We start from the raw sequence: 23,083 nt of genomic DNA, 5'->3' as shown, positions 1-23,083 counted from the left end.
GACGGTGCGGGAGTGGGGCGGGACGGTGGGCGTGCGGGGCGGGTCAGCCGTGGAAGGGGAGCCCGGCGTCGGCGACCAGATCCAGGTCCTCGGTGTCCTCGGGCGGCAGCAGGCTCGGGCTTCCGTCGCTGACCGGGACGATGCCCAGTTCGAGCAGTTCGGCCATGGCGGCGCTGCCCGCCATGTCGCGGACCTGGAGCTGGTAGCGGGCCGTGGTGCGGTAGGTGCCGCCCGCTTCGTCGCCGGTGCGCTGGAGGAAGCCGGACTCGGTGAGGAAGCTGACGGCCTTGGCGACGATGCCGGTCGTGGAACCGGCCAGCCGCCGGGCGTCCTTGGTGGCGCCGGTCGCGCTGCGCCGGGCCCACACGCGCCAGGCCGCTTCGAGTCCGGGGGCCTCGGTGGCAGGGTCGGTGTTCTCCCCGGCGGCCTCGGCGCGCTCCTCGATGCGGCGGCATGCCTGGCGGACGAAGGCGTCCACCCCGTTGACGGTGAGGCGCCCGATGTAGCCGTCGTCGGCGAGATCCTCGGGGCGGGGGAAGGCCAGGGCGGCCACGGACAGGTGGGCGAGGCCGTGCAGGAAGCGGTCGGCGGTGTCGGTGGCGGCGCGGCGCGCGTAGTCGCCCATGCGGACCGCGAACAGGGAGTCCTCGGCGGCGGTCACCGCCATCCCGGCACGCGGGGAGACCTCCAGGACGATCAGCCCGAGTCCGGTGGCCACGGCGTCGGCCAGGCGCGCGAAGGCCGGGTCCTCGCGATGCCGGCGCAGCAGTTCGGCGTACTCGGCGTCCCGGGCGGGCTGGAGCCTGGGCTGGAGCCCGAACGCGACGAGCCGTGCCGCGTCCGCCGCGTCGGCCGGGGTGAGGGCGGCGGGAGCGGGGGCCGGGCTCCCGGACTCCCCCCAGGAGGGCTGCTCTGCGGCGTACTCGGTCACGGCTGGGGCTCCTGGGCGGTGGGGTGGGTCGGGGCGTACGGGGTGGGGTGGGCCGGGGCGTCGGTCCGGGGTCCGGAGGGGCGGGCCGGCGCTCACGCGGGCCCGGTGGGGTCGGCGGCCGTGCCCGCCGCGTCGAGGAGCGCCGTGCCCAGTATCAGGTCGGCGCCGCCGAACTCCGGGTCGTCCAGCGGGGTCCCGTCGTCCACGGCGAACAGGAGGCTGGGCTCGCCCTGGCGGTAGGCGGTGCCGAAGGGAGGGCTGGCGGCGTGCACGGCGAGCAGCGCGACGAGATAGGGCAGGTCCTCGTCCACGTCGCCGTGGCGGTCCGGGCGGCGGGCTTCCGCGAGCAGTCCGGAGAGGCGGCGCGGGGCCTCGTACTCCAGGGTCAGCAGTGCGGTGGCGCGGGCGAGTTGTTCCTCGCTGAAGCGGCTGTCGTCGGGGGTGGTGACGAGGTCGGGTTCGGGCATCTCGGCGCCGAGGTGCTCACGCTCCTGCGGAGGTGTCAGCAGGAGGTCCACGAGGTCGCCGACGCGCACCGAGACAGGGGTGCGCAGCCCGGTGCCGCGCGCGAAGAACGCGTCGGTGACGCGCAGGGCCGCTTCGACGGGGAGAGGCAGCACGGGGGCGAGCAGCTGGCCGTGGAGGTCGAGCCCGGGGCGGCCGGAGCGGGGCGCGAAGGACTGCCGGTCCTGTTCGGCGCGGAACAGGGGGCCGGCCTCCAGCAGCCGGGACTGGAGCTGGGTGTGGCGGCGGATGCAGTCCTTGACGATGTCGACGAGTTCGGCGGCGCGCCGCTTGTTGTCGGGCTCCTCCGCCTCGTCGCGGGCCTTGCGGATGTTGGTGAGGATCGCGTTCTCGTGCCGGTAGCGGTCGGCGACGTGGTCGAGCGCCTCGGCGATCATGTCGGGCACGGTGTTCAGCCAGTCGACGGCGCGTACGTCGCGGCGGGTGGCCTCCAGGGCGCGGCGCAGCGTCTCGGAGTACTGGACGGTGCGGTAGCGGGCCTGTTCTGCGGCGAGCTGGGCGTCGGCGAGCCTGCCGCGGCTCACCAGCACCTCCAGCTTGACCTCGGCGGCGATCTGGGCGCTGGTGACGTCCGTGTCGAGGGCGCCGACCAGGACGTTGACGGCCTCGTCGGTGGTGCGCAGGTAGACGCTGCCGCCGGTGCCGGGCACCTCCTCGATCAGCTTGAAGTCGTAGTCCCTGCGGACGTAGTCGCCGTCCTGCCCGAAGGTGCCGTAGACGGCGCGGAAGCCTCGGTCGGCGCTGCCGACGTTGATGAGGTTCTCCAGGACCCAGCGGGCGACCCGTTCGTGTTCGGCGGCGGGCCGGTGCGGGGCCTGGGCGGCCACCCGGGGCAGGAGTCTGGCCACTATCTCGTCGTGGTCGGCGCCGGTGTCGAAGTCCATGTGGAGGGTGACGAGGTCGATCGCGGAGAGGGCGACCTCGGCCATGGCGTACCCGGAGTACTCGCCCGCGAGGTTGGCCTTGCGGGCGTCCAGGTCGTGCAGGGGGGCCGTGCAGGCGAGCGCGCGCAGCCGCCGGGCCAGCCCCTCGTCGGCGGCCGGGCCCGGGGCGGGGCGCGGCCCCGCGCTGAGCTGGGACGGAAGCAGATCCGGGGCGGCAGGCGAAGTCACGCCGAACAGAGTAGATCCTCGGTCCGACAACGGTCGAAACGGCGCTTTTCCGCGCGGGCGGCCCAGCCGCGCCGGGGCGAGGGGCGCACACCCGCCAAAGGGCAGCCGCGCGTGCGCCACGCGGCCTCGCGGGCGTCGGTGCCCGGCTCGGGCCGGAGGGTCCGGGACCCGATGCCCTCGGTCCGGACGGCCCCGGCCCCCGGCGGCCCCGGTCCGGACGGCCCGGACCCCCGACGGCCGGTCAGGCGGCCGCCGTGTCCGGGCCGATGCGGCCGCGTACGGCGGTCTGCACCTCGTCCTCCTCGGCGGGGTCGGTCGCCAGGCGGCGGAGCTGGGCGACGACACGGGCGTCGGCGGTCTCGGCGTGCCGGGCGGCGATCTCGCGGGTGGACTCCTCGCAGTCCCACAGGCATTCGACGGCGAAGCCCGCGGCGAAGGAGGCGTCCGTCGTGGCGAGGGCGCGGGCGGCGCGGCCCCGCAGGTGCGAGGAGGAGGTCTCGCGGTAGACGTGCCGCAGCACGGGGGCCGCGCACACGATGCCGAGGCGCCCCGCCCCGTCGAGCAGCGGCCCGAGCCCGGTGTGGTCGGTGCCCTCCCCGCGTACGGCCTCGCGCAGCGCGCCCAGCACGAGGGGGGCGTCCTGCCTGCCGCCCCGGCAGGCGAGCAGCCGGCCGGCCGCGGCGCCGAGACGGTCGGGGCGGTGCGCCCAGCGGCGGGCGCGGTCGACGGCGGCGACCGAGGCCATGCGTTCGAAGAGGTCGAGGGCGACGTCCGCCGCGAGGGAGGAGCCGCTGAGCGCGGCCTCCTCGACGAGGTCGAGGGCGAGCGGGTCGTGGGAGTCGGCGAGATAGCGCAGAGCGGCGCAGCGGGCACCGTCCGCTCCGTGCCGGGCGGCGGTCAGGAGTGCGGCGCGGTCCTGGGGGCCGGCCACGGCGACCAGGCAGCGGGCGGCGGGCACGTGCAGGGCCGTACCGCGCTCCAGTCCCTGCTCGGCCCAGTCGAGGATCGCCTCGACGCTCCAGCCGGGCCGGGGCCCGCTGGGGGTGAGCTGGCGCTGCCAGCGGTCGAAGGAGCCGCGTTCGAAGGCGCCCCGGACCCGGGCACCGGCCCGGGAGGTGGTGTCCTCGGCCCACAGCCGCCAGGGCCGGGGCTCGTAGGAGTCCCGGACCGCGGCGGTGAGATCGGCCTCGCCCTCGGGGTCCTCGGGGAAGCGGGCGAGTACCGGTGCGGCCAGGGCGCGCAGCGCCTCGTCCTCGTCGCGTACGGCCAGCTCGTCCAGCGCCCAGGCCCAGTTGACGCCCTGGGCGGCGTAACGGCGCAGCAGCGCGAGCGCGTCGGACCGGCCGTAGGAGGCGAGGTGGCCGAGGACGGACAGGGCGAGCCCGGTCCGGGACTCCGCCGGGTCGAGAAGGTCCTCGGGGCCGAGGAGATGGCGCCCGACGCGGTCGAGCGCGCCGTCGAGATCGAGGTAGAGACGGGCGTAGTAGAGCGAGCGGTTCTCCACCTGCCAGTCGGCGCGGGGGTCGTGGCACACGCACTGGTCGAGAGCGGCCAGCGCCTCGGCGCGGGGTGCGGTGAGCGCGTGCAGGGTGCCGTCGCCGCGCCCGCGTTGCAGCAGGCCGAGCAGCGTCCCGCTGGGCGCTATGACCGGTTCGAACATGGGAAGGGCCTCACATCAAGCTGTCGACGCAACCGGGGACTCACGCGTTACCTGATGCGACAACACGTCAGTGGACCCGTGGTCAGGTGCTTGTCGTCAGCCATCTTCCTCTGCCTCTCGTTGATGGCCCCGAGGGGGGCCGGAGCACGGTGCGGGTGGTGCGCCCCTTCTTCCCGGGGCGCACCGGCGCGAACCATGCCGTCATGATGACCCAGCCGTGAAGGCTGTGGCGAGCGCATTTACGGGCGCTGCCCAAAACCCCCGGAATCGGCCTCCGCTTTTCACTGTTTCCGCAGGTCGGACGGGGGGTTGATCAATTGACGCCGAAGCGGGCCACCAGCTCGTCCTTGCCGAACATCCGGGCCGTCTCGATCGCGGAGGGGGTGCCGGCGGCGGGGTCCGCGCCCCCGTCGAGGAGGGCCGTGATCACGTCGTCCTCGCCCTTGAAGACGGCCCCCGCGAGCGGGGTCTGCCCGCGGTCGTTGGGCCGGTCGGCGTCGGCCCCGCGGGCGAGCAGGACGCGCACCGCCTCCGCGTGGCCGTGGTACGCGGCGAGCATGACGAGGGTGTCGCCCCGGTCGTTGCCGAGGTTCACCGGGACCCCCGCGTCGACGTAGGCGGCGAGCGCCTCGGCGTCTCCCGCGCGGGCGAAGTCGAAGAGACGTCCCGCGAGTTCCACGACCTCGGGGCCGGGCGTCTCGTCCGGTGCCTGGGCGTTGTCATTCACAGTCGATGGCCGCCTTGTCCAGGTGGGTGAACGTGGGTGGGCCGGGAGCGTACCCGGCGGAAGACGGCACCGCGGCCGTCCGGGTGAATCGCCAGGGTACTGCCCGGTGCGGCCCGGGGGCCGGGGCCGGGGCGGCAAAGATCGACAGCGCCGCGCGAGGGGCGGAATTCCGGGCTCCACCGGCCTGGGGAGCACTGGCCGGAGGCCGGTCGCCTCACCAGAAAAGTCCGTTGTTCACTCATTTGCACCTTTTGTCGTATAGATACATGCTGTGAGCCTGGAAGAACTCATGGTGACTGTCCCCTCAACCAGGAGAAACCCTCATGATCCTGTCCATCTCCGGCGTCATCCTGCTCGGCATCATCGTCTTCCTGTTCTTCAGGAAGGACGGACTGAAGCCCTCGCACATGGTGGTGTGCGCGCTCTTCGGCTTCTACCTCGCCGGTACCGCGATCGCGCCGAGCATCAAGGCGGGCGGGGCGAGCCTCGCCGGTCTGCTGGGCGGCCTGAACTTCTGACCGGCCGAACGCACGCCGGGCCCCGCGCGTCCCGGCGTGCGCCCGCCCTCCCCGCGGTTCTTCCGCGGCCTTCCCCGCAGACTTCCCGCAGCGCCGACGGGGCCGCACGGCCACCGGCGGCGCCGCGTACGACTCATCAGGAGACCGACGTGGCACGGCGCCCACTCCCCCGCATCCTCCGCGACGGCGGCGTACCCCTCGCCCGGAGCCGGGATCTCGCACGGACGGCCGCCGACGGCGCCACCGATGTCCTGCACCCGCTCATCACCCTCTCCCGGGGGCTGGGCCGGCTCGCGTCGGCGGGCCGCCGCAAGTGGAGCGGCACCCCGAAGGACCGCCGGGGTCCGCTGCTGTTCCTCGTGGCCGCGCTCGCCCTCGTGGTCGGCCTGACGCCGTACGGCCCGGCGACCGCCCTCGTCGCCCTGCTGGCGGCGGCGGCCTGGCAGGGCAGGGACCGCACCCCGCCCGTCCCCGAGGGGCCCGGCGAGGAGCAGGTGGGGCGGCTGTCCTCCCTGTACGAGGCGCTCGTCCCGTACTTCTCGGTCCCCGAGGACCCGGACCCGCTCTACACGTACGGCGGCGCGTGGGACCGGGCGCTGAGCGACCCGGCGTTCGACGGCTCGGGCAGGCTCACCGGTCTGACGGTCACCTACCCCGCCTACTTCGACGACGGGGACCCCGGGGCGCGGGCGGGCGTCGAGCGGCTGCTGCACAACAAGTCGGGCCGGGGGCGCGAGTACCACTTCGCGTGGCGGGAGGAGGCGAACCGGCTGACCGTGACCGCGCTGCCCCCGCTGTCCACCGACATCGCCGCCCAGCGCTTCGTGACCTCCCCGGGCGAGACGGTGCTCGGCTTCTGCGACCCGCTCGGGGTGCGGCGCACCCTCCCGGTGGTGGACGCGAGCGGCGCCGCCCCGCGCGACGTGCCCCCCGTCGTGTGGCGCACCGGGCCGCGCTCCGCGGAACCGCACCTGCTGGTCACCGGCCGGCCCGGCAGCGGCACCAGCACCCTGCTGCGTTCGATCGCCCTCCAGGCCCTGCGCCACGGCGAGCTTCTCGTCGTGGAGGGCGGCGGGGGCGGCGACTACGCGTGCCTGAGCGGCCGGGACGGTGTCCTGGGCGTCGAGTGCTCGCTCGCCGGGGCGCTGTCCAGCCTCACCTGGGTGGTCCGGGAGACGGAGCGGCGGCTGGTGGCGGCGAACCTCGCGCGGCAGGCCGGTGATCCCCCGCCCGAGGACACGCGGCGTCCGCTGTGGGTCCTGGTGGACCGGCCGGCGGTCCTGACCCATCTGGCTCGTTCCGAGGGTGCGACCGATCCCCAGAGCCTCCTCCAGGTCCCGCTGCGCCACGGCAGGGCGGCCCATGTGACCGTCGTCGTCGCCGAACAGTACGACTGCCTCGACGCGCTCGCCGAACCGGTGCTGCGCCACACCCGGGCGAGGGTCGCGCTGGGCCCGGTCGGTCACGAGCAGGTCGCCGAGGTCCTGGGTGCCCGGCCGGGCACCACCGCCACCCCCGACATGCCGCCGGGCCGGGGCTACGCGCGCCTGGGCACCGGGCCCGTGCTGCGCCTCCAGGTGCCGGCCACCCCCGACCCCTACGACGAGGCGGCCGCCGACTCCCACCGGCAGGCCGTCCTCGACCTGCTCCCGCCGCGGTTCGGCACGACCCTGGAGAACACGTCCTTGGAGAAGGAGCCGGAGCGGGAGGCGGTCACCCCGCCCGCGCGGGAACCCGCGCAGGAGGCCGACTGCCTGCCCGCCCAGGAGGAACCCGACACGCGGCCGGTCCCCCGGGCGGTGTCGGTCGCCGAGGCGTAGGGACCGGCGGCCCGAGGCGCCCGAACCCGGGCGGCCCGGCTAGGCGATGAGGGTGCGGGGCGTCGCCGTGTGCGGCCCCGCGCCCGAGCGCACGAGGTCCACGGCCGCCGCGAGCCGGACGGCCGCCTCGTCGGCGAGCGGTCCCGACACGGTGAACGGCAGCCGGACATAGCCCTCGAAGGCACCGTCCACCCCGAAGCGCGGCCCCGAGGGAACCCGCACCCCGACGCTCTCCCCGGCCGCCGCGATCCGGGAGCCGGACAGCCCTCCGGCGCGCACCCACAGCGTGAGTCCGCCGCGCGGCACGGTGAACTCCCAGTCGGGCAGCTCGCGGCGGACCGCGTCGACCAGGGCGGTCCGGTTCTCCCTGGCCTGGGCCTTGCGGAGGGTCACGGCCGACTCCCAGCCGCCCGTGGTCAGCAGCCAGTTCAGGGCGAGCTGTTCGAGGACGGGCGTGCCCATGTCGGCGTAGGCGCGGGCGGCCACCAGGCTGCGGATGATCTCGGGGGCGGCGCGTACCCAGCCGATCCGCATCCCGGCCCAGAACGCCTTGCTCGCGGAACCGACGGTGATGACGCTGGCTCCGGCGGGGTCGAAGCCGCACACCGGCCGGGGCATCGCGGCCCCGTCCTCCCGGTCGAGTTCCTCGTCGAGCCGCAGTTCCACCATCGTCTCGTCGGCGAGCAGCACGGTGCCGGCGTGCCGCGCCGCGTCCACGAGCGCGCGCCGCCGCTCGTCGTCGGCGAGCGCCCCGGTGGGGTTGTGGAAGTCGGCGACGACGTAGGCGAGCCGGGGTGCCGCCTCGCGCAGCACCTGCCGCCAGCGGTCGAGGTCCCAGCCACTGAGCCCCTCCCCCATCGCGACCGGTACGAGCCTGCTGCCCGCGTCGCGCATGAGCTGGAGGATGTTGGCGTAGCTCGGCGACTCGACGGCGATCCGCTCCCCGCGCGGTGCGAACAGCGTACGGATCGCGTCGATCGCCCCCATCGCCCCGGTGGTCACCATGATCTGCTCGGGCATCGTGGGCACCCCGCGCGCGGTGTACCGCTCGGCGAGGCTACGGCGCAGCGCGGGCAGTCCCGCCGGATAGTCCCCGTGGGTGTGCGCGTACGGCGGCAGGGCCTCCAGCGCTCCCTGGAACGCGCGGGTCAGCCAGGGCTCGGGCGCGGGCAGCGAGGCGCAGCCGAGGTCGATGTGCGAGCCCTCCTGTTCGGGGGGCAGCGGGGCGAGCCCGCGCGCGGGCAGCGGGGAACCGGCTGGGGCGGCGGTCCAGCTGCCCGCGCCCCGGCGGGATTCGAGGAAGCCCTCGGCACGCAGCGCCTCGAAGGCGGTGGCGACGGTCGTCCGGCTGACGGAGAGCGCGAGGGCCAGTTCGCGTTCCGCGGGAAGCCGGGTGCCCACGGGGACCCGGCCTTCGAGGACGAGCAGCCGTATCCCGTCGGCGAGGGCCCGGTAGGCCGGCGGCCTGCGTCCGTCCCCCGGCGGCCGCTGCTGGGAGCCCAGCAGCCGGGCCAACTGTCCGGAGCTGACCGCGGAGGTCCAGCGCGCCACCATCGAAAATCAGTCCACCTTTCCCGGATTGGCCCTGTCGAAGCCAGGATAACGAGCCACAGAGTGCGAGGAACAGTCCACTTCCGCCTTGGGGGCCCTTGTGACCACGCCGCACGCTTCATCCGATCCCTCCGCCGCCGCCCCGGCCGCCCCTCCCCGGCGCCTGCCGCGCCGGCTGGTCCAGCTGTACGCGGGGCTGGTGCTGTACGGCGTGAGTTCGGCGCTGCTGCTGCGTTCGGGTCTGGGGCTGGAGCCGTGGAACGTCCTCAACGAGGGCGTCGCCGAGCGCACCGGCCTCAGCATCGGCACGATCACCGTGGTGCTGGGCGCGGTGATCCTGCTGCTGTGGATACCACTGCGCCAGCGGCCGGGGCTGGGCACCCTGTCGAACGTGGTGCTCGTGGGAGTCTCGATGGACGCGGCGCTGGCCGCGCTGCCGGACGCGCACGGCTGGGCCCTCAGGGTGGGCGTGATGGCCGGGGGCGTTCTGCTCAACGGCGTGGCGACCGGCCTCTACATCGCGGCCCGCTTCGGCTCGGGCCCGCGCGACGGGCTCATGACCGGTCTGCACCGGGTCACCGGGCGTTCCCTGCGGCTGTGCCGTACGGCGGTCGAGGTGGCCGTCGTCGTGACGGGCTTCGCCCTCGGCGGGACCCTGGGCGTGGGCACCGTCCTCTACGCGCTCGCGATCGGCCCGCTCGCTCAGTACTTCCTGCGGTTGTTCGCCGTACCGGAGCCCGCCACCGCCCCCTGAGCCCAGCCGGGGCAGGCCCTCCCCGGCGCGCCGGCCCTCCGGCGCCCGCGCCATACTGCCGCCGTGATCACGTCCGTACGCCATCCTTTCCTCGACCACCCCGTCCCGCTCGCGTTCGCCCACCGGGGCGGCGCGGCCGACGGGCTGGAGAACACCGTCTCCGCCTTCCGCCGGGCCGCGGCGCTGGGCTACGTCTACATGGAGACGGACGTGCACACGACGGCCGACGGCACCCTGCTCGCCTTCCACGACACGACCCTGGACCGGGTCACCGACGGGGCCGGGCGGATCGCCGAACTGCCCTGGTCGGAGGTACGGCAGGCGCGGGTCGGCGGCGTGGAGCCGATCCCGCGGTTCGAGGAACTGCTGGAGACCTTTCCCGCCGCGCGGTGGAACGTCGACGTCAAGACGGAGAGCGCCCTGCTGCCGCTGCTCGGCCTGATCCGCCGCACCGGCGCCTGGGACCGGGTCTGCGTGGGCTCCTTCAGCGAGCGGCGGGTGCGCCGGGCCCGGCGGCTGGGCGGTCCGCGGCTGGCGACCTCGCTGGGCACGGCCGGGGCGCTCGCACTGCGCCTGCGGGCGTACGGGCTCCCGGTGGCGCCCCAACGCCCGGCTCTGTGCGCCCAGGTCCCCGAGCGCCACGGTCGCATCCGGGTCGTGGACGCCGCCTTCGTACGGGCCGCGCACCGCCGGGGCCTCCAGGTGCACGTGTGGACGGTGAACGAGGCGGCGCGGATGGAGCGGCTCCTCGACCTCGGCGTGGATGGCATCATGACCGACCACACCGGGACGCTGCGTGAGGTCCTTCAGCACAGGGGCCAGTGGGACTGACGCGTCCCGGCGCGCCGACCGGTCCGGACGGACGAGGGGCGGGGATGGGCGCGGACACCATCGGTACGGGGGCGAACGGTGCCGACGCGGAGCGCGAGCTGACGCAGCGGCGCCGCGAGCAGCGTGGCTGGTACTTCTACGACTGGGCCTGCTCGGTGTACTCGACGAGCGTGCTTGCGGTGTTCCTGGGGCCCTACCTCACCGAGGTCGCGAAGTCGGCGGCCGACGCCGACGGCTACGTCCACCCGCTGGGGCTCCCGGTGCGGGCGGGTTCCTTCTTCGCCTACGCGGTCTCGCTCTCGGTGATCGTCTCGGTCCTGGTGATGCCGCTCGCGGGCGCCCTGGCCGACCGGACCGGCCGCAAGAAGCCGTTGCTCGCTCTCGCCGCCTACCTGGGGGCCGCCGCCACGGCGGGGATGTTCTTCCTGGACGGCGACCGCTATCTGCTGGGCGGTGTCCTGCTGGTCGTCGCGAACGCCTCGATCGCGGTCTCGACGGTCGTCTACAACGCCTTCCTGCCCCAGATAGCCCCGCCCGAGGAGCGGGACGCGGTGTCCGCGCGGGGCTGGGCCTTCGGCTACGCGGCCGGCGCCCTGGTCCTGGTCCTCAATCTGGTGCTCTACCTCGGTCACGACCGCTTCGGGGTGAGCGAGTCCACGGCGGTGCGCATCTGCCTGTCCTCGGCCGGCCTGTGGTGGGGCGTGTTCACGCTCGTGCCACTGCGGCGGCTGCGGGAGCGGCCGGTGGCGGGGGCGGAGAGCGGCCGGGTGGGCAGCGGCTGGCGGCAGCTCGCCGCGACCCTGGGCGACATGCGGCGGCGTCCGCTGACCCTGTGGTTCCTGCTCGCCTATCTGGTCTACAACGACGGCGTCCAGACGGTGATCTCGCAGGCCTCGGTGTTCGGCTCGCAGGAGCTGGGGCTGAGCCAGTCCACGCTGATCGTGGCGATCCTGCTGGTGCAGGTGCTCGCGGTGGCGGGGGCGCTGGGCATGGGCCGGCTGGCCGCCCGGTACGGCACCCAGCGCACGATCCTCGGCTCGCTCGGCGCCTGGACCCTGATCGTCGGCTGCGGCTACTTCCTGCCGGCCGGCGCGCCCGTGTGGTTCTTCCTGCTGGCCGCCGGGATCGGCCTGATCATGGGCGGCAGCCAGGCGCTCTCCCGTTCCCTGTTCTCGCATCTGGTGCCCGCGGGCAAGGAGGCGGAGTACTTCTCCGCGTACGAGATGAGCGACCGGGGAATGAGCTGGCTGGGCCCGCTGCTGTTCGGCGTGACCTATCAGCTCACCGGAAGTTACCGGGACGCGATCATCTCGCTCGTGCTGTTCTTCGTCCTCGGTTTCGCCCTGCTTCTGCGGGTACCCGTACGGCGTGCGGTGCGCGAGGCGGGCAACCCGGTACCCGAGAGGATTTAGCGCGGGGCCGCGAAGGACGGTAGTGTACGCGTTTGGCCTGCGAGGCGTACCGTTACTGCGTGTCAAAGACAGGGAAACAGCACCTGATTTTCCGCGCAAACCCCTGTCAGATGTGACAAACCGGGCGCCGGTGGGTAAACAATGGGGCGGCTACGACGGCGACGCTTGACCCTGAACGGGAATCTTTACCGCCGACCGGACGTTGACCGGATGACGACGACAGCGACATACCTGTCCTGTGGGCGACCAAGCCCGGGAGGCACGATTCATGAGTGAGCGAGCTCTTCGCGGCACGCGTCTTGTGGTGACCAGCTACGAGACGGACCGCGGCATCGACCTGGCTCCGCGCCAGGCCGTGGAGTACGCATGCCAGAACGGACATCGCTTCGAGATGCCGTTCTCGGTGGAGGCGGAGATCCCGTCGGAGTGGGAGTGCAAGGTGTGCGGGGCACAGGCACTCCTGGTCGACGGCGACGGGCCGGAGGAGAAGAAGACCAAGCCCGCGCGTACCCACTGGGACATGCTGATGGAGCGGCGTACGCGGGAGGAGCTGGAGGAGGTCCTGGCCGAGCGCCTGGCCGTCCTGCGCTCCGGGGCGATGAACATCGCCGTACACCCGCGCGACAGCCGCAAGTCCGCCTGACGGGCGGCAGCCGCCCTCCTGGGGCGGTTCACCGGCCTTGAAGGGCTGCGGGCCGGGACACGTGAGGGTACGTGTCCCGGCCCGCAGCCCTTTCGGCGTGCCCGGGGCCCCAGCCGCCGGGCACGCGCGGGAGGGCCGGGCGACGCCCGCCGCACGCGCTCCCCGGCCACCGCCGCGGGTGCCGGCTCTCTTCGGCCGCGAGCGCCGGCCGGCTCACTTCGCCAGCGGCGGGCGGGGCCCCTCGTCCGGCCTGGGCTGCTCGGTGCCGTCCTCGTGGACCACCTCGCCCTGGACGACCTTGCCGTCCGGGCGGTGCATACGCGCCTGCTGGTAGGCCGCGCCGAGCCCACCGCCACCGGCCTGTTCCAGCCTGCGCTGGAAGGTGCGCTCGATCCTGCGGCTGAGCAGGGAGCGGACCGGCGGGATCAGGAGCAGCAGGCCGAGGGCGTCACTGAGCACGCCGGGGATCATGAGGAGCAGGCCGCCGAGCATCAGCAGCCCGTTGCCGTCTCCGCGGCCGCGCTGCTCGGCGCCCGGGTCCTGGCGCTGCTGAAGGGTCTCACTCAGCGAGCGGAAGGCGCGTCGGCCGGCCCGCTTGACGACCACGCCGCCGAACAGCACCCCGGCCACCAGCAGCAGGAACACCGTGAGCCCGCCGGCCGCCCCGCCGATCAGGATCAGCAGCCAGATCTCCAGCACGATCCACGCGGCGATGCCGAGCGGCACGAAGGTGCGGGCCCGGGATCGCCGGGGACGCGCGGACCGGGGCGGCGGGGTGCTCGTCGTCATGCTCCCAGTGTGCCTGGCCGCCCCGGCCTGTGGCATCCGGGGGACGATCAAGGACCCCCGCGGGCCGTCGCGGTCAGGGCTGGACCGGGCCGGTGGGCTCCGCCGCCACCGCGGCCCCGGGTTCCGGGCTCCGGGCGGCTACCCGCCCGCGCCCCAGGACGCGGCCCACCCGGGCGCCCACTCCCCAGGCGGTGACCCGCCACAGCGCCTCGACCACGATGTCCTTGCTCATCTTGCTGTCGCCGCGCTCACGCTCCACGAAGGTGATGGGCACCTCGACGACCGTGTAGCCGGCCCGCAGCGCGCGGCGGGCCAGATCGACCTGGAAGCAGTAGCCCTGCGAGGCGACCTCGTCGAGGCCGAGTCCGCGCAGGGTCTCGGCGCGGAAGGCGCGGAAGCCTCCGGTGACGTCCCGGATCGGTACGTCCAGCAGGAGGCGGGAGTAGGTGGAGCCACCCCGGGAGAGCAGTTCACGCGATTTGGGCCAGTTGACGACCCGGCCGCCGGGCAGCCAGCGGGAGCCGAGGACGAGGTCGGCGTTCTTGAGGGCGGTGAGCAGCCGGGGCAGTTCCTCGGGCTGGTGCGAGCCGTCGGCGTCCATCTCGACCAGGACCCCGTAGCCGTGCTCGATACCCCAGGTGAAACCTGCCAGGTAGGCGGCGCCCAGGCCCTGCTTGCCGGCCCGGTGCAGGACCTTGACCGCGGGATCGGCCCCGGCGAGTTCGTCGGCGATCGCGCCGGTGCCGTCCGGGCTGTTGTCGTCCGCGATCAGCACGTGCGCCTGGGGCACGGCGGCGCGTGTGCGCTCCACGATGGCGCGGACGTTCTCCGCCTCGTTGTACGTCGGGATGATCACCAGGGCCGTGCCCAGCGGCTCACGCTGCCTGCCCCCGGCCGCCGGTGCGGCCGGATTGCCGCCTGTGTTCACTGCTGCCCCTTACTCCTGTACGCGGGTGACCACCCTAGTTGCCCACAGCCGGGCGGACGGCCGCGGCGCGACACGAGGGCCCGGCCGGGAAGACGGGACAACCACACGAGCGGCGGGCATCGGCGGGCGGTCCCGGCGAAGGAGTGAAGGGGCCGCCCGCGTGGCCGGGTACTGCGGATGAGGGCCCGGCGCCCTTCGGGCCGGCCCGGGAACCGCTGGCTGCGGATCGACCGAGAACCGTTGTCTACTGAGCGGCCGGACCCCACCCGGGTCACACCGTCCCCCACGCCCGTGACGGGCGGGGAGGGACCCCTGTTCGGCCGGCACGTTCCCGTGTCCGGTGGCGCGGGCGCTGGACCTGGCTGCCTGGGGAGAAGCTCCGGCGCGCTCCTCCCGTGGCCCAGTCGCGCTCAGCGGACGCACGGGACGTCGCCGATCGGTTGTCCAGTGGTGGACCCGGCCGAACCTACCCGCCGACCGCCGCATCCTGTCAACACCCCTGCTCACCGGCCGTCTCCCGGAGGGCCCGGAAAAGCAGCAGGTCATGGCCCGGGGCCCACGGCGGGGGCGGGGCGGCGCTCGCCGGGCGCGGGGCGCGGGCGCCCGGGGTCACATCACTCAACCGGCCGTACTGAAGACGGTGCGGCCCGCCACGACCGTGCGCAGGCACTCGGGAAGCGCCCCGCCGGGGGTGAGATCGGGCAGGCCGGGGGTGCCGGAACGCGGGTCGGTGGACCAGCGCGCGACCCGGTCGTCGGGGGCCTGGACGATCAGCTCGCCGGTGCGCCACACGGCGTAGTCCGCGGGGGCCCCGGGCACGAGGGTGCCGGCGTCGTCCCGGCCCATGGCCCGCCAGCCGCCCCGGGTGTGCGCGGTGAAGGCCGCGCGGACCGAGACGCGGTGCTCGGGCGTGCGGTGGAAGGCGGCGGCCCGCACGGTGGCCCACGGGTCGAGCGGGGTGACCGGGCTGTCGGAGCCGAAGGCGAGCGGCACACCGGCCCGCAGGAGGGCGGCGAAGGGGTTGAGGGTCCTGGCCCGCTCCACGCCCAGCCGCCGGGCGTACATCCCGTCCTCGCCGCCCCACAGCGCGTCGAAGGCGGGCTGCACGGAGGCGGTGAGGCCGAGGTCGGCGAAGTCCGCGACGGTCTGCTCCGTGAGCATCTCGGCGTGCTCGACGCGGTGTCGCGCCGCCCGCACGCGCGCGATGCCGAGCTTCTCCGCCGCCGCCCGGACGCCGCCGACCACGGCGCTGAGCGCGGCGTCCCCGATCGCGTGGAAACCCGCCTGGAGACCGGCCTCGGTGCACGCGGTGACGTGCGTGGCGACGGCGGTGGCGTCGAGATAGGGCGTGCCCCGGTGCCCTGCCGCGCCGTCGGCGTAGGGCGTGTGCAGACAGGCGGTGTGGGAACCGAGCGCTCCGTCGGCGAACAGGTCGCCGGCCGCCCCGTGGGCCCCCAGGGCCCGCACCCGTGCGGCGTCGGCCGCGCTCGCGACCTCCTCGGCCCAGTAACCGGTCACCCGGGGCCCCGGCTCGGCGGCGGCCAGTCGCAGCAGTCCGGTGAAGTCCTCCTCGTCGGAGATCTCGGGGCCGCCGCATTCGTGCACCGAGCCGATGCCGCGCGAGGCCGCGTGCCGCAGGGCCGCGCGCTGCGCCTCCTCGCGCTGGCCCGCGGTCACGGCCCCGTACGCCGCGGCGCGGACCGCGTGGTGGGCGTCGCCGGTGAGCGGGGCCTCGGCGGCGAAGCCGGTGCGGTGGGTGACGCCGGGGACGAGGTCGAGCAGCGCGGAGGTGACCTGTGCGGAGTGCACGTCGATGCGGGACAGGTAGAGCGGCCGACCGCCGGTGGCACGGTCGAGTTCGCGGCGCGTGGGCGGGCGGCCGCCGGGCCAGCGCGCGGCGTCCCAGCCGTGGCCGAGCAGCACACGGTCGCCGGGGTGGCTGCGCGCGTGGGCGGCGACACGCTCCAGGGCCTCGGCCAGGCTCCCCGCGTCGGACAGGTCGAGACCGGTCAGCGCGAGCCCGGTTCCGGTGGTGTGCACGTGGGCGTCGGTGAAGGCCGGGGTGACGAGCGCCCCTTCGAGGTCGATCACCTCGTCGGCCCCGTCGGCGAAGGCGTCGGCGGCGCCCTCCGAGCCGACCCAGGCGATGTGGCCGTGCTCCAGCACCATGGCGGTGGCGAAGGGATCGGCCGGGCTGTGCACTTCGCCGCCGCGCAGGAGGACTGTGGGCGGGGGCGGAGGGGGTGTCGTGCGGTGGGTCATGCGCACCAGTCTGACGGGTGGGGCGCGGGGGCGAACGCGCGCCCGACCGGGCGAGGGACCCACGGCGCCTCAGATCTGCGGCGGGCGCGCCTCGTAGGGCGTCGAGAGGACGACGGTGGTGCGGGTGGAGACCCCGGCCAGCGAACGCACCCGGGCGAGCAGGTTCTCCAGGTCGAGCGGGCTGTTGACGCGGACCTTCAGTATGTAGTTCTCCTCCCCCGCGACGCTGTGGCACGCCTCGATCTCCGGGATGGGGGCGAGGCGTTCGGCGATGTCGTCGGGGGCGCTCGGGTCGAAGGGTTTGACGGAGATGAACGCGGTCAGCGCGAGTCCCACCGCCTCGGGGTCGACGACGGCGGCGTAGCCGCGGATGACGCCCCGCTGTTCGAGCCGGCGCACCCGCTGGTGCACCGCCGAGGTGGACAGGCCCGTGGCCTTGCCCAGGTCGGTGTAGCTCATCCGCCCGTCCTTGACGAGCAGCTGCACGATCTGCCGGTCCAGCTCCTCCATGGCCGAGAACCTACAGGCCAAAGGCGGTGTGGGACAGCGGCTGCGGCTCTCGTCTCGTCCTGCGGCCCCCGGGCCGCCCGGTACGCGAGGGGCACGGGTGCCGGGCGGGGGCGTGCGCCCCGGCGCGGGAGGGCGCGAATCTACGCGTGGTGAACACCTGTCACCAGCGACTGAGCCCTTCGCGCCCTCTCGCCGCGCCAGCTTTTCACCCTTTTACCCGACGGATGTGATGAACGCCACACCCGTCGGGTCGGGTCCGCACATGTGTGGCGATTACCGCGCGTACCGCGGGGGAAGTGCTTGCTGTGGTCGAGGCCGCAGCGGCATGTCGGCCCACCCGAGGGGGAGAAACCCATATGCAGAATCCCAAGCGATCCAGTCGTGCCCAGCAGGCGCGTCGCCAACTCGCCGAGCCCGTCGCCCCGGAGGGCGTCGATCCGGCCGAGGACGAGTTCGACGCGTACGAGGCCTTCGAGATGTACCGGGTGGTCTGCCCGCACTGCGACCAGCCCATCGCCCTGCTCGCGGACGAGGACGTCCTGCCCGAGCACGCGCTGTGCGCCTCGCCGTTCAACCCGTTCGGTCTCACCGTGTGCGCGGGCACGGGCAGCGCGGCGACGTCCGCCCCGCCCGCCGACGGGGGCGCGCTCCAGGAGCAGGAGACGGCGCTGCTGTTGACGCTCCCTCAGGGGCTCGACTGGCGTACGCAGCCCTTCTCACACGTCGGCGGCCCCGGTTCGCGCCCCATGAAGGTCACACGCCCCGCCGCCTACCGTCGCGCGGCCTGACCGGCGGGCCACCGGCCCGGCCGCCCACTCGGGCGCGCCCGCCGGCCCCTGGGACGTCTTCTGGCGTCAGCGGCTCCGCACACCCCCGGGTGTCCCCACCGCGCCGGTCATCCGCGTGACGTGGAGGCCGGGGCCGCCCGTCTCGGGCACTTCCAGTCGGCGTCGCGTCCTTGCGGCCTCTCCGTGACGCCGTCACCTCGGCGCGTTCCTGGGTGGGGGCGTCAGGGGGCCGCCCCAGGGCCGGGCGCCGTCACGAGGTGGGCGGTCGTCCGGCTGCGCCGCCCGGCCGGGGCGCCCTGTCCGGCCGGGGCGCGGGCGACGGGGTCGCCGGGACGTCCGGCGGGGGCGGTCAACCGCCCCTCACCGCGCCGGGACTCCGCCGTCTCACGGCGCCGTCTCGCCGGGTGCGCGTGGCCGTTGAGGGCGCGCGAGCGGGCCGTCGGGCGGTGCCGTTCGGCCTGGCGGCCCCAGGGCTCGGACTCGGCTGCCGGGGCACCGTGACGGGCCCGGCGGGTCCTGGGCTGGTCGACGGGCCCGTCACCGCCGGAGGACGGGCGTCGACGAAGGCGACCGAGCGCGGGGTTCCGGTTGACCGAGGGGCAAGAGCCGCCTCGGCACGCCGGACGCGTGCGCCCGGTCGCTCCCCAGCGCGTCGGGGGTGCGCACCGCGTCCGAGGCGGGGGCGGTGGGCGTGCAGGGGTGCTCCTCGACGGCTCACGTCGGGCGCCCGGTGCCACGGTGGTCGCAGCGCACCGCCTGGTGAGGCCGCGGGCGTTCGGTTCTCTGGCGAGCGACGGCACGGCCGCGGCCGTTTTCTCCGCCCCTCGGCCCGAAGCCGGACACGGGCACGGGTACGGGGGGGGGACGTCGATCAGGCGCTTCCCGGCCTCCTCACCTGCGCGCTTCCGCCCGAAGGCGGGCTCCCGGCCCCGCGACCCGGCCGGGGGGAGGGGCGACGGCAACCCGGTTCCCGCCCGTGGTCACTGAACTGATGCGCGAAAAGCCGTCGCGGTGACCGCGTGCGGGGCCGCGCGTTGGGACGGGCATGAGTTCCGCCCAGGCACCTGCCGGAAGCCGGCGTCGCCTCCGTGCCCCCGCGCCCGCCCCGTCGCCTGCCCAGCCCCCAGCAGAATCGGTTCCGCAGCAGTCGGCCGACTCGGCCGCGCCCTCCGGGCCCTTCTTCTCGCGGCAGGCCCCCGCGCCGCCCTGGGCGCGCGGCGAGCGGCCGGGCGGCGATCCCCCGATCTACCGCGCGATGCTCGCGCACTGGGCGGAACAGGGGCGGAGCCTGCCGGGGCGTCACGATCCCGGCTGGGAGGGGCTCACGACGCCGCCCGGCCGGTCGTTCAGCGGCTCTCGGGGCCCAGCAGCTGGCGGCCGATGACCATCCGCTGGATCTGGTTGGTCCCCTCCACGATCTGCAGGACCTTCGCCTCACGCAGGTAGCGCTCGACGGGGAAGTCGGCGGTGTAGCCGTAGCCCCCGAAGACCTGTACGGCGTCGGTGGTGACCCTCATCGCGTTGTCGGTGCACAGCAGTTTGGCCATGGCCGCCTGCCGCGAGAAGGGCAGTCCCGCGTCCTTGCGGCGCGCCGCGGAGAGGTAGAGCGCGCGACCGGCCTCGACGGCGGTCGCCATGTCGGCGAGCAGGAAGCGCAGGCCCTGGAAGTCGCCGATCGGCCGTCCGAACTGGCGGCGCTCCGCGACGTACCCGAGGGCGGCGTCGAGGGCGGCCTGGGCGAGACCGACGGCGCAGGCCGCGATGCCGAGCCGGCCGGAGTCGAGGGCGGCGAGGGCGATCGCGAAGCCCTGCCCCTCCTTTCCGATCCGGCGGTCCTCACCGATCCGGACGCCGTCGAAGTGCAGTTGGGCGGTGGGCGAGCCCTTCAGACCCATCTTCCGCTCGGGCGCGGCGGCGCTCAGCCCCTCCGCGTCCGCGGGTACGAGATAGGCGGTAACGCCCTTGGCCCCGGGGCCGCCACTGCGGGCGAGGACGGTGTAGAAGTCCGCGATGCCCCCGTGGGTGATCCATGCCTTGGTCCCCGTCAGGCGCCAGCCCTCTCCCTCCCGTTCGGCCTTCGTGTGCAGGGAGGCGGCGTCCGAGCCCGAGGCCGGTTCGGACAGGCAGTAGGCGCCCAGGAGGCCGCCGCCGAGCATCGCCGGCAGACGGGCGGCCCGCTGCTCCTTGGTGCCGTAGGCCGCGAGGGCGTGACAGGCCAGGGAGTGGACGCTGACACCGAGGCCGACCGTGAGGCGGGCGGCGGCGAGTTCTTCGAGGACCTGGAGGTACACCTCGTAGGGCTGGTCCCCGCCGCCGTACTCGGAGTCGTAGGGCAGTCCGAGCAGTCCTGACGCGGAGAGCAGGGCGAACAGTTCCCGGGGGAACGTCCCGCTCTCCTCCTGCTCGGCGGCGCGCGGGGCGATCTCCCGCCGGGCGATGTCCCGGACCAGGGACAACAGTTCCCCGGCTTCCTCCGAGGGCAGTTGACGTTCCACCGGCTGCGGGGCGTGGTCGGTCATGGCGACGCTCTCCTCCCTTGTCGGGCGCTGCGGCGGGCGCACGCTCAGGGTGGGGCGACGCCGCCGGTCTCGATGCCCAGCCGATGCTGCCTTCCCGGATCGCGGGCGACACGTCCCCACGCCGGATCGGCGTATCGGAGGTGTGGCTGACCAGCGGCTGTGGCGGCACGAGTATGCCCGATCGAGTGGTCCGCGTCACGGGTGTGCGAACGAGGTGATCACCGGCTCACACTTCTCCGCCGGGCCTTGACGAGAAGGCGCGGGGCCCCCGTCCCCCCGATGAGGGGGTGGGGGCCCCGCGGCCCGGGGCGGGGTGTCAGCGCACGCCGACCGCCGCGAGGGCGCGCCGCTGCGCGGGGCTCGGGTGCGCCGGGAAGTACAGGTAGCAGACGCCGCCCGTGCCGGAGAGGATCTTGCCGTCGGCCCCCTTGCGCTTGGTCCGCAGCCAGATCGTCTCCCACTCGGAACGCCGGTAGACGCGGCGCACCGCCTCGTCATTGGGGGAGGCCGGATCGTTGGCGACGACGTCGCCCTCGGCGGTGAAGCCGATGACGGTCATCAGGTGGCCCGAGGTCCCGTATCCGGCGCCGGTCAGCTCCTCCTTGAGGAAGGACTGGGAGGTGATGACCGGGATACCGGCGCGCACCAGCGTCTCCAGGTCGGTGAGCGAGCCGAGCCGGGTGACGACGCCCTGGAGGTCCGGGTACGTCGCCGCGTAGGCCGCGTTGAAGGGCCAGTTGCCGCAGCCGTCGTACTGGTAGTCGAAGGTGTGCCGCGCGGCGTGGCACACCTGCGGGTCGACGGTGCCCGGCGCGACCCAGGCGAGCTGCTCGGCGGTGGGCCGGCGGCCCCAGTACTCGATGATCATCTGCGAGGAGGTGGGGCTGCACCACGCCTCTCCGCCGTTGTCGTACTCGGGGTACTGGCCCGCGTGGATCTCCTGCGAGTAGCGCGGGACGGCCAGTTCGCGCACGAGTCCGGGCGTGGAGGCGGGCACCGAGTAGCGGTCGGGCACGTCGGAGCCCATCGCGCCCACCCGCCACACCGTGGGGGCGGCGCGGCTGCCGGGCCGGCGGTACAGGCTCAGGCGCAGCCGGTAGGAGACGAGTCGCAGGCCCGAGGCGGGCTCGTCGATGGAGAAGGTGTCGGTCCAGATGCTGCTCTTGCCGTCGCTCTGGTCGTCGACCGAGGTGCGGCGGATGTCACGCCGGGCGTCGTCCCCCGAGGTCCAGCGGCCCATGACGTACCACGGGGTCTCGGTGCCGTCCGAGTAGGTGCCCGTCAGCTCGATCTCGACCCAGGTGCCGGTGGGGGTGTCGGCGTTCCAGGAGGCGATGACCTCGGTGGCCGGGACGCTCAGCCGGTGGCGGGGGCCGGTCCAGCGGGCGTACTCGTAGCGCGTGGTGGTCTTCAGGTGCGGATCGGTGTAGTCGGTCCGGCCGCTCGCGTGGCCGATCGTGACCCCGGGGCGGCGTCCGGCGAGGACGCGGACACCGTCGGCCGCGCCGGAGCGCCAGTCGGCCGCGCTCGTCCAGGCGCGGTTGTCCACCGGCCGGGTGGGCGCCTGGGCGCCGTGGGAGGAGGGGGTGGCGGCGAGCGCGGGTGAGGCGAGGCCGGCGGCGGCGACGGCCACGGCGGCGGTGAGGACGGTACGGCGGGAGGTGGCGGCGGTCATGGGCGGGGTCCCCCAGTCTTGGTGAGTCCGGAGCGCGGCGGGACGGGTCCCGGAACAGCGGTACGAGGGGTGCGCCTGGTGCGGCAGGTGCACGTCAGCGCCCACTATCGCCCTCGTGCGGGCCCGCTGCCAGCCTTTCCGGGCTCGTCCCGGTCACCAATATTGGCCTGTACCTCTGGGAACGGGGCGGGGCCGCGCCGTGGACGGGGCGGTGACGGGGCTGATGGGGTGGGCGCACGCGGGCACCGCCGGACCGGGGACGCGGCACCGTCGGCGTGGAGGGGCCCACGAGTACGGGCCCCCGGGGGCGCGGCCCGGCGCCGACTCCTGAACCGCGCGCGCCCACCCCGGCGCGCCCGAACCGGCCGCGCGGGCGCCCCGCCCGGCCGCCCCGCCGCGCCCCCCGCGCTCGCACCGCCCGCCCGGCCGCCCCGCGCGGGTGCCGCACCGCCGGACCGTACGCTGGGCCGGTGAACCCCCCGCACTCCCCCGCCGGCCCCGCCCTGTCCGCCGAGGACCTCGCCGGGAGGCTGCGCGGCCTCGCGCCCTCCTGCGGGCCGGTCCGGCTGATCGGTGTGGACGGGCACGCCGGTTCCGGCAAGTCCACCTTCGCGCGCCGTCTCGCGCGGGCGCTCGGCGGGGCGCCGGTGCTGCACCTGGACGACCTCGCCTCCCACGAGGCGCCCTTCGACTGGACCGGGCGGCTGGGCGCACAGGTGCTGGAGCCCTTCGCGCGCGGGGCGGCGGCCTCCTACACGCCGTACGACTGGGTGGAGCGGCGCTACGGTGCGCCGCGGCCACTCGCGGCGGCCCGTCACGTCCTGGTCGAGGGCGTGGGCGCGGGCCGGCGCGCCCTGCGGCCGTGGCTGGCGTACCTGTGGTGGATGGATCTGGCCGACGAGCGGTCCTGGGCCCGGGGGCGCGAACGTGACGGCCCGGAGCTGGCGGACTTCTGGGACGGCTGGGTCCGCGACGAGCGGCGGCATTTCGCCGGGGACCCCTCGCGCCCCTTCGCGGACGCCCTGGTGCGGGAGCGCGGCCAGGGGTACGAGGTGCGCAAGAGGGATGATCCGGGCACCCCTGCGGCCACACCGTGACGCAACGTGAGGGCCCGTCAGCAGGGCGCGG

The 23,083-nt window shown here is 74.8% G+C and carries 19 protein-coding genes; 8 read left to right on the top strand and 11 right to left on the bottom strand.

Annotated features, from left to right (window positions below; genetic code table 11):
- Positions 1-43: 43 nt before the first annotated feature.
- The 4 genes from ACFYMP_RS11365 to ACFYMP_RS11350 all read right to left on the bottom strand — a co-directional run bounded on the left by ACFYMP_RS11365 (position 44) and on the right by ACFYMP_RS11350 (position 4,955).
- Positions 44-931, bottom strand: coding sequence for a hypothetical protein (locus ACFYMP_RS11365; protein ID WP_388854195.1), 888 nt, complete (start codon positions 929-931; stop codon positions 44-46).
- 92 nt (positions 932-1,023) lie between these two features.
- Positions 1,024-2,568 carry a hypothetical protein gene (locus tag ACFYMP_RS11360; protein WP_388854192.1) on the bottom strand — a complete coding sequence of 515 codons (1,545 nt, stop codon included), beginning with the start codon at positions 2,566-2,568 and terminating at the stop codon, positions 1,024-1,026.
- Positions 2,569-2,809: 241 nt separating this feature from the next.
- On the bottom strand, positions 2,810-4,228 hold the full coding sequence (locus ACFYMP_RS11355) for a HEAT repeat domain-containing protein (RefSeq protein ID WP_388854189.1): 1,419 nt from the start codon (positions 4,226-4,228) through the stop codon (positions 2,810-2,812).
- 313 nt (positions 4,229-4,541) lie between these two features.
- Positions 4,542-4,955 (bottom strand): ankyrin repeat domain-containing protein, encoded by a 414-nt coding sequence (locus ACFYMP_RS11350; RefSeq protein WP_388854186.1) that lies wholly within the window; start codon positions 4,953-4,955, stop codon positions 4,542-4,544.
- Positions 4,956-5,278: 323 nt separating this feature from the next.
- Between ACFYMP_RS11350 and ACFYMP_RS11345 the strand changes: the two genes are divergently transcribed.
- Together ACFYMP_RS11345 and ACFYMP_RS11340 are read left to right on the top strand one after the other, a co-directional pair.
- Positions 5,279-5,473 carry a hypothetical protein gene (locus tag ACFYMP_RS11345; RefSeq protein WP_363147976.1) on the top strand — a complete coding sequence of 65 codons (195 nt, stop codon included), beginning with the start codon at positions 5,279-5,281 and terminating at the stop codon, positions 5,471-5,473.
- Between the two features lie 149 nt (positions 5,474-5,622).
- Positions 5,623-7,293: a hypothetical protein gene (locus tag ACFYMP_RS11340; protein WP_388854183.1), complete on the top strand. Its 1,671-nt coding sequence runs from the start codon at positions 5,623-5,625 to the stop codon at positions 7,291-7,293.
- Between the two features lie 39 nt (positions 7,294-7,332).
- On the opposite strand, the gene ACFYMP_RS11335 is transcribed toward ACFYMP_RS11340, so the two are convergent.
- The gene (locus tag ACFYMP_RS11335) at positions 7,333-8,844 is read right to left on the bottom strand and encodes a PLP-dependent aminotransferase family protein (protein WP_388854321.1); all 1,512 of its coding nucleotides are present in this window, start codon (positions 8,842-8,844) and stop codon (positions 7,333-7,335) included.
- A gap of 100 nt (positions 8,845-8,944) precedes the next feature.
- On the opposite strand from ACFYMP_RS11335, the gene ACFYMP_RS11330 reads away from it, so the two are divergent.
- The 4 genes from ACFYMP_RS11330 to ACFYMP_RS11315 all read left to right on the top strand — a co-directional run bounded on the left by ACFYMP_RS11330 (position 8,945) and on the right by ACFYMP_RS11315 (position 12,484).
- Positions 8,945-9,598 carry a YitT family protein gene (locus ACFYMP_RS11330; protein ID WP_388854318.1) on the top strand — a complete coding sequence of 218 codons (654 nt, stop codon included), beginning with the start codon at positions 8,945-8,947 and terminating at the stop codon, positions 9,596-9,598.
- A gap of 66 nt (positions 9,599-9,664) precedes the next feature.
- Positions 9,665-10,429: a glycerophosphodiester phosphodiesterase gene (locus tag ACFYMP_RS11325; RefSeq protein ID WP_388854315.1), complete on the top strand. Its 765-nt coding sequence runs from the start codon at positions 9,665-9,667 to the stop codon at positions 10,427-10,429.
- Positions 10,430-10,473: 44 nt separating this feature from the next.
- Positions 10,474-11,841, top strand: coding sequence for an MFS transporter (locus ACFYMP_RS11320; protein ID WP_388854180.1), 1,368 nt, complete (start codon positions 10,474-10,476; stop codon positions 11,839-11,841).
- Positions 11,842-12,109: 268 nt separating this feature from the next.
- Entirely contained in the window at positions 12,110-12,484 is a 375-nt protein-coding gene (locus ACFYMP_RS11315; protein WP_363147982.1) for an RNA polymerase-binding protein RbpA, read from the top strand.
- A 213-nt stretch (positions 12,485-12,697) separates the two neighbouring features.
- Here the strand turns inward: ACFYMP_RS11315 and fxsA are convergent, their stop codons facing one another.
- The 4 genes from fxsA to ACFYMP_RS11295 all read right to left on the bottom strand — a co-directional run bounded on the left by fxsA (position 12,698) and on the right by ACFYMP_RS11295 (position 16,973).
- Complete coding sequence (gene fxsA / locus ACFYMP_RS11310) at positions 12,698-13,273, bottom strand: FxsA family membrane protein (RefSeq protein ID WP_388854177.1); 576 nt, start codon at positions 13,271-13,273, stop codon at positions 12,698-12,700.
- Between the two features lie 73 nt (positions 13,274-13,346).
- Positions 13,347-14,201 (bottom strand): polyprenol monophosphomannose synthase, encoded by an 855-nt coding sequence (locus tag ACFYMP_RS11305; RefSeq protein ID WP_388854174.1) that lies wholly within the window; start codon positions 14,199-14,201, stop codon positions 13,347-13,349.
- 618 nt (positions 14,202-14,819) lie between these two features.
- Positions 14,820-16,463 carry an amidohydrolase gene (locus ACFYMP_RS11300; protein WP_388854171.1) on the bottom strand — a complete coding sequence of 548 codons (1,644 nt, stop codon included), beginning with the start codon at positions 16,461-16,463 and terminating at the stop codon, positions 14,820-14,822.
- 69 nt (positions 16,464-16,532) lie between these two features.
- On the bottom strand, positions 16,533-16,973 hold the full coding sequence (locus ACFYMP_RS11295) for an Lrp/AsnC family transcriptional regulator (RefSeq protein WP_388854168.1): 441 nt from the start codon (positions 16,971-16,973) through the stop codon (positions 16,533-16,535).
- Positions 16,974-17,329: 356 nt separating this feature from the next.
- On the opposite strand from ACFYMP_RS11295, the gene ACFYMP_RS11290 reads away from it, so the two are divergent.
- Positions 17,330-17,761 carry a hypothetical protein gene (locus ACFYMP_RS11290; protein ID WP_388854166.1) on the top strand — a complete coding sequence of 144 codons (432 nt, stop codon included), beginning with the start codon at positions 17,330-17,332 and terminating at the stop codon, positions 17,759-17,761.
- A 1,346-nt stretch (positions 17,762-19,107) separates the two neighbouring features.
- Here the strand turns inward: ACFYMP_RS11290 and ACFYMP_RS11285 are convergent.
- Complete coding sequence (locus ACFYMP_RS11285) at positions 19,108-20,280, bottom strand: acyl-CoA dehydrogenase family protein (RefSeq protein ID WP_388854164.1); 1,173 nt, start codon at positions 20,278-20,280, stop codon at positions 19,108-19,110.
- A gap of 316 nt (positions 20,281-20,596) precedes the next feature.
- Positions 20,597-21,955: a peptidase C39 family protein gene (locus tag ACFYMP_RS11280; protein WP_388854161.1), complete on the bottom strand. Its 1,359-nt coding sequence runs from the start codon at positions 21,953-21,955 to the stop codon at positions 20,597-20,599.
- Positions 21,956-22,425: 470 nt separating this feature from the next.
- Here ACFYMP_RS11280 and ACFYMP_RS11275 point away from each other — a divergent pair, with 470 nt between their 5' ends.
- The gene (locus ACFYMP_RS11275) at positions 22,426-23,052 is read left to right on the top strand and encodes a uridine kinase (RefSeq protein WP_388854158.1); all 627 of its coding nucleotides are present in this window, start codon (positions 22,426-22,428) and stop codon (positions 23,050-23,052) included.
- The last annotated feature ends 31 nt before the right edge of the window (positions 23,053-23,083 follow it).

The organism is Streptomyces sp. NPDC007088 (assembly GCF_042869355.1).
Taxonomy (GTDB): domain Bacteria; phylum Actinomycetota; class Actinomycetes; order Streptomycetales; family Streptomycetaceae; genus Streptomyces.
This window is presented reverse-complemented; position numbering and strand designations above follow the sequence as displayed.

Excerpts from the sequence above, each read along its gene's own strand:
- ACFYMP_RS11355 (WP_388854189.1), bottom strand. The coding sequence starts at position 4,228 with ATGTTCGAACCGGTCATAGCGCCCAGCGGGACGCTGCTCGGCCTGCTG.
- ACFYMP_RS11345 (WP_363147976.1), top strand. The coding sequence starts at position 5,279 with ATGATCCTGTCCATCTCCGGCGTCATCCTGCTCGGCATCATCGTCTTC.
- ACFYMP_RS11320 (WP_388854180.1), top strand. The coding sequence starts at position 10,474 with ATGGGCGCGGACACCATCGGTACGGGGGCGAACGGTGCCGACGCGGAG.
- ACFYMP_RS11315 (WP_363147982.1), top strand. The coding sequence starts at position 12,110 with ATGAGTGAGCGAGCTCTTCGCGGCACGCGTCTTGTGGTGACCAGCTAC.
- fxsA (WP_388854177.1), bottom strand. The coding sequence starts at position 13,273 with ATGACGACGAGCACCCCGCCGCCCCGGTCCGCGCGTCCCCGGCGATCC.
- ACFYMP_RS11300 (WP_388854171.1), bottom strand. The coding sequence starts at position 16,463 with ATGACCCACCGCACGACACCCCCTCCGCCCCCGCCCACAGTCCTCCTG.
- ACFYMP_RS11295 (WP_388854168.1), bottom strand. The coding sequence starts at position 16,973 with ATGGAGGAGCTGGACCGGCAGATCGTGCAGCTGCTCGTCAAGGACGGG.
- ACFYMP_RS11290 (WP_388854166.1), top strand. The coding sequence starts at position 17,330 with ATGCAGAATCCCAAGCGATCCAGTCGTGCCCAGCAGGCGCGTCGCCAA.
- ACFYMP_RS11285 (WP_388854164.1), bottom strand. The coding sequence starts at position 20,280 with ATGACCGACCACGCCCCGCAGCCGGTGGAACGTCAACTGCCCTCGGAG.
- ACFYMP_RS11280 (WP_388854161.1), bottom strand. The coding sequence starts at position 21,955 with ATGACCGCCGCCACCTCCCGCCGTACCGTCCTCACCGCCGCCGTGGCC.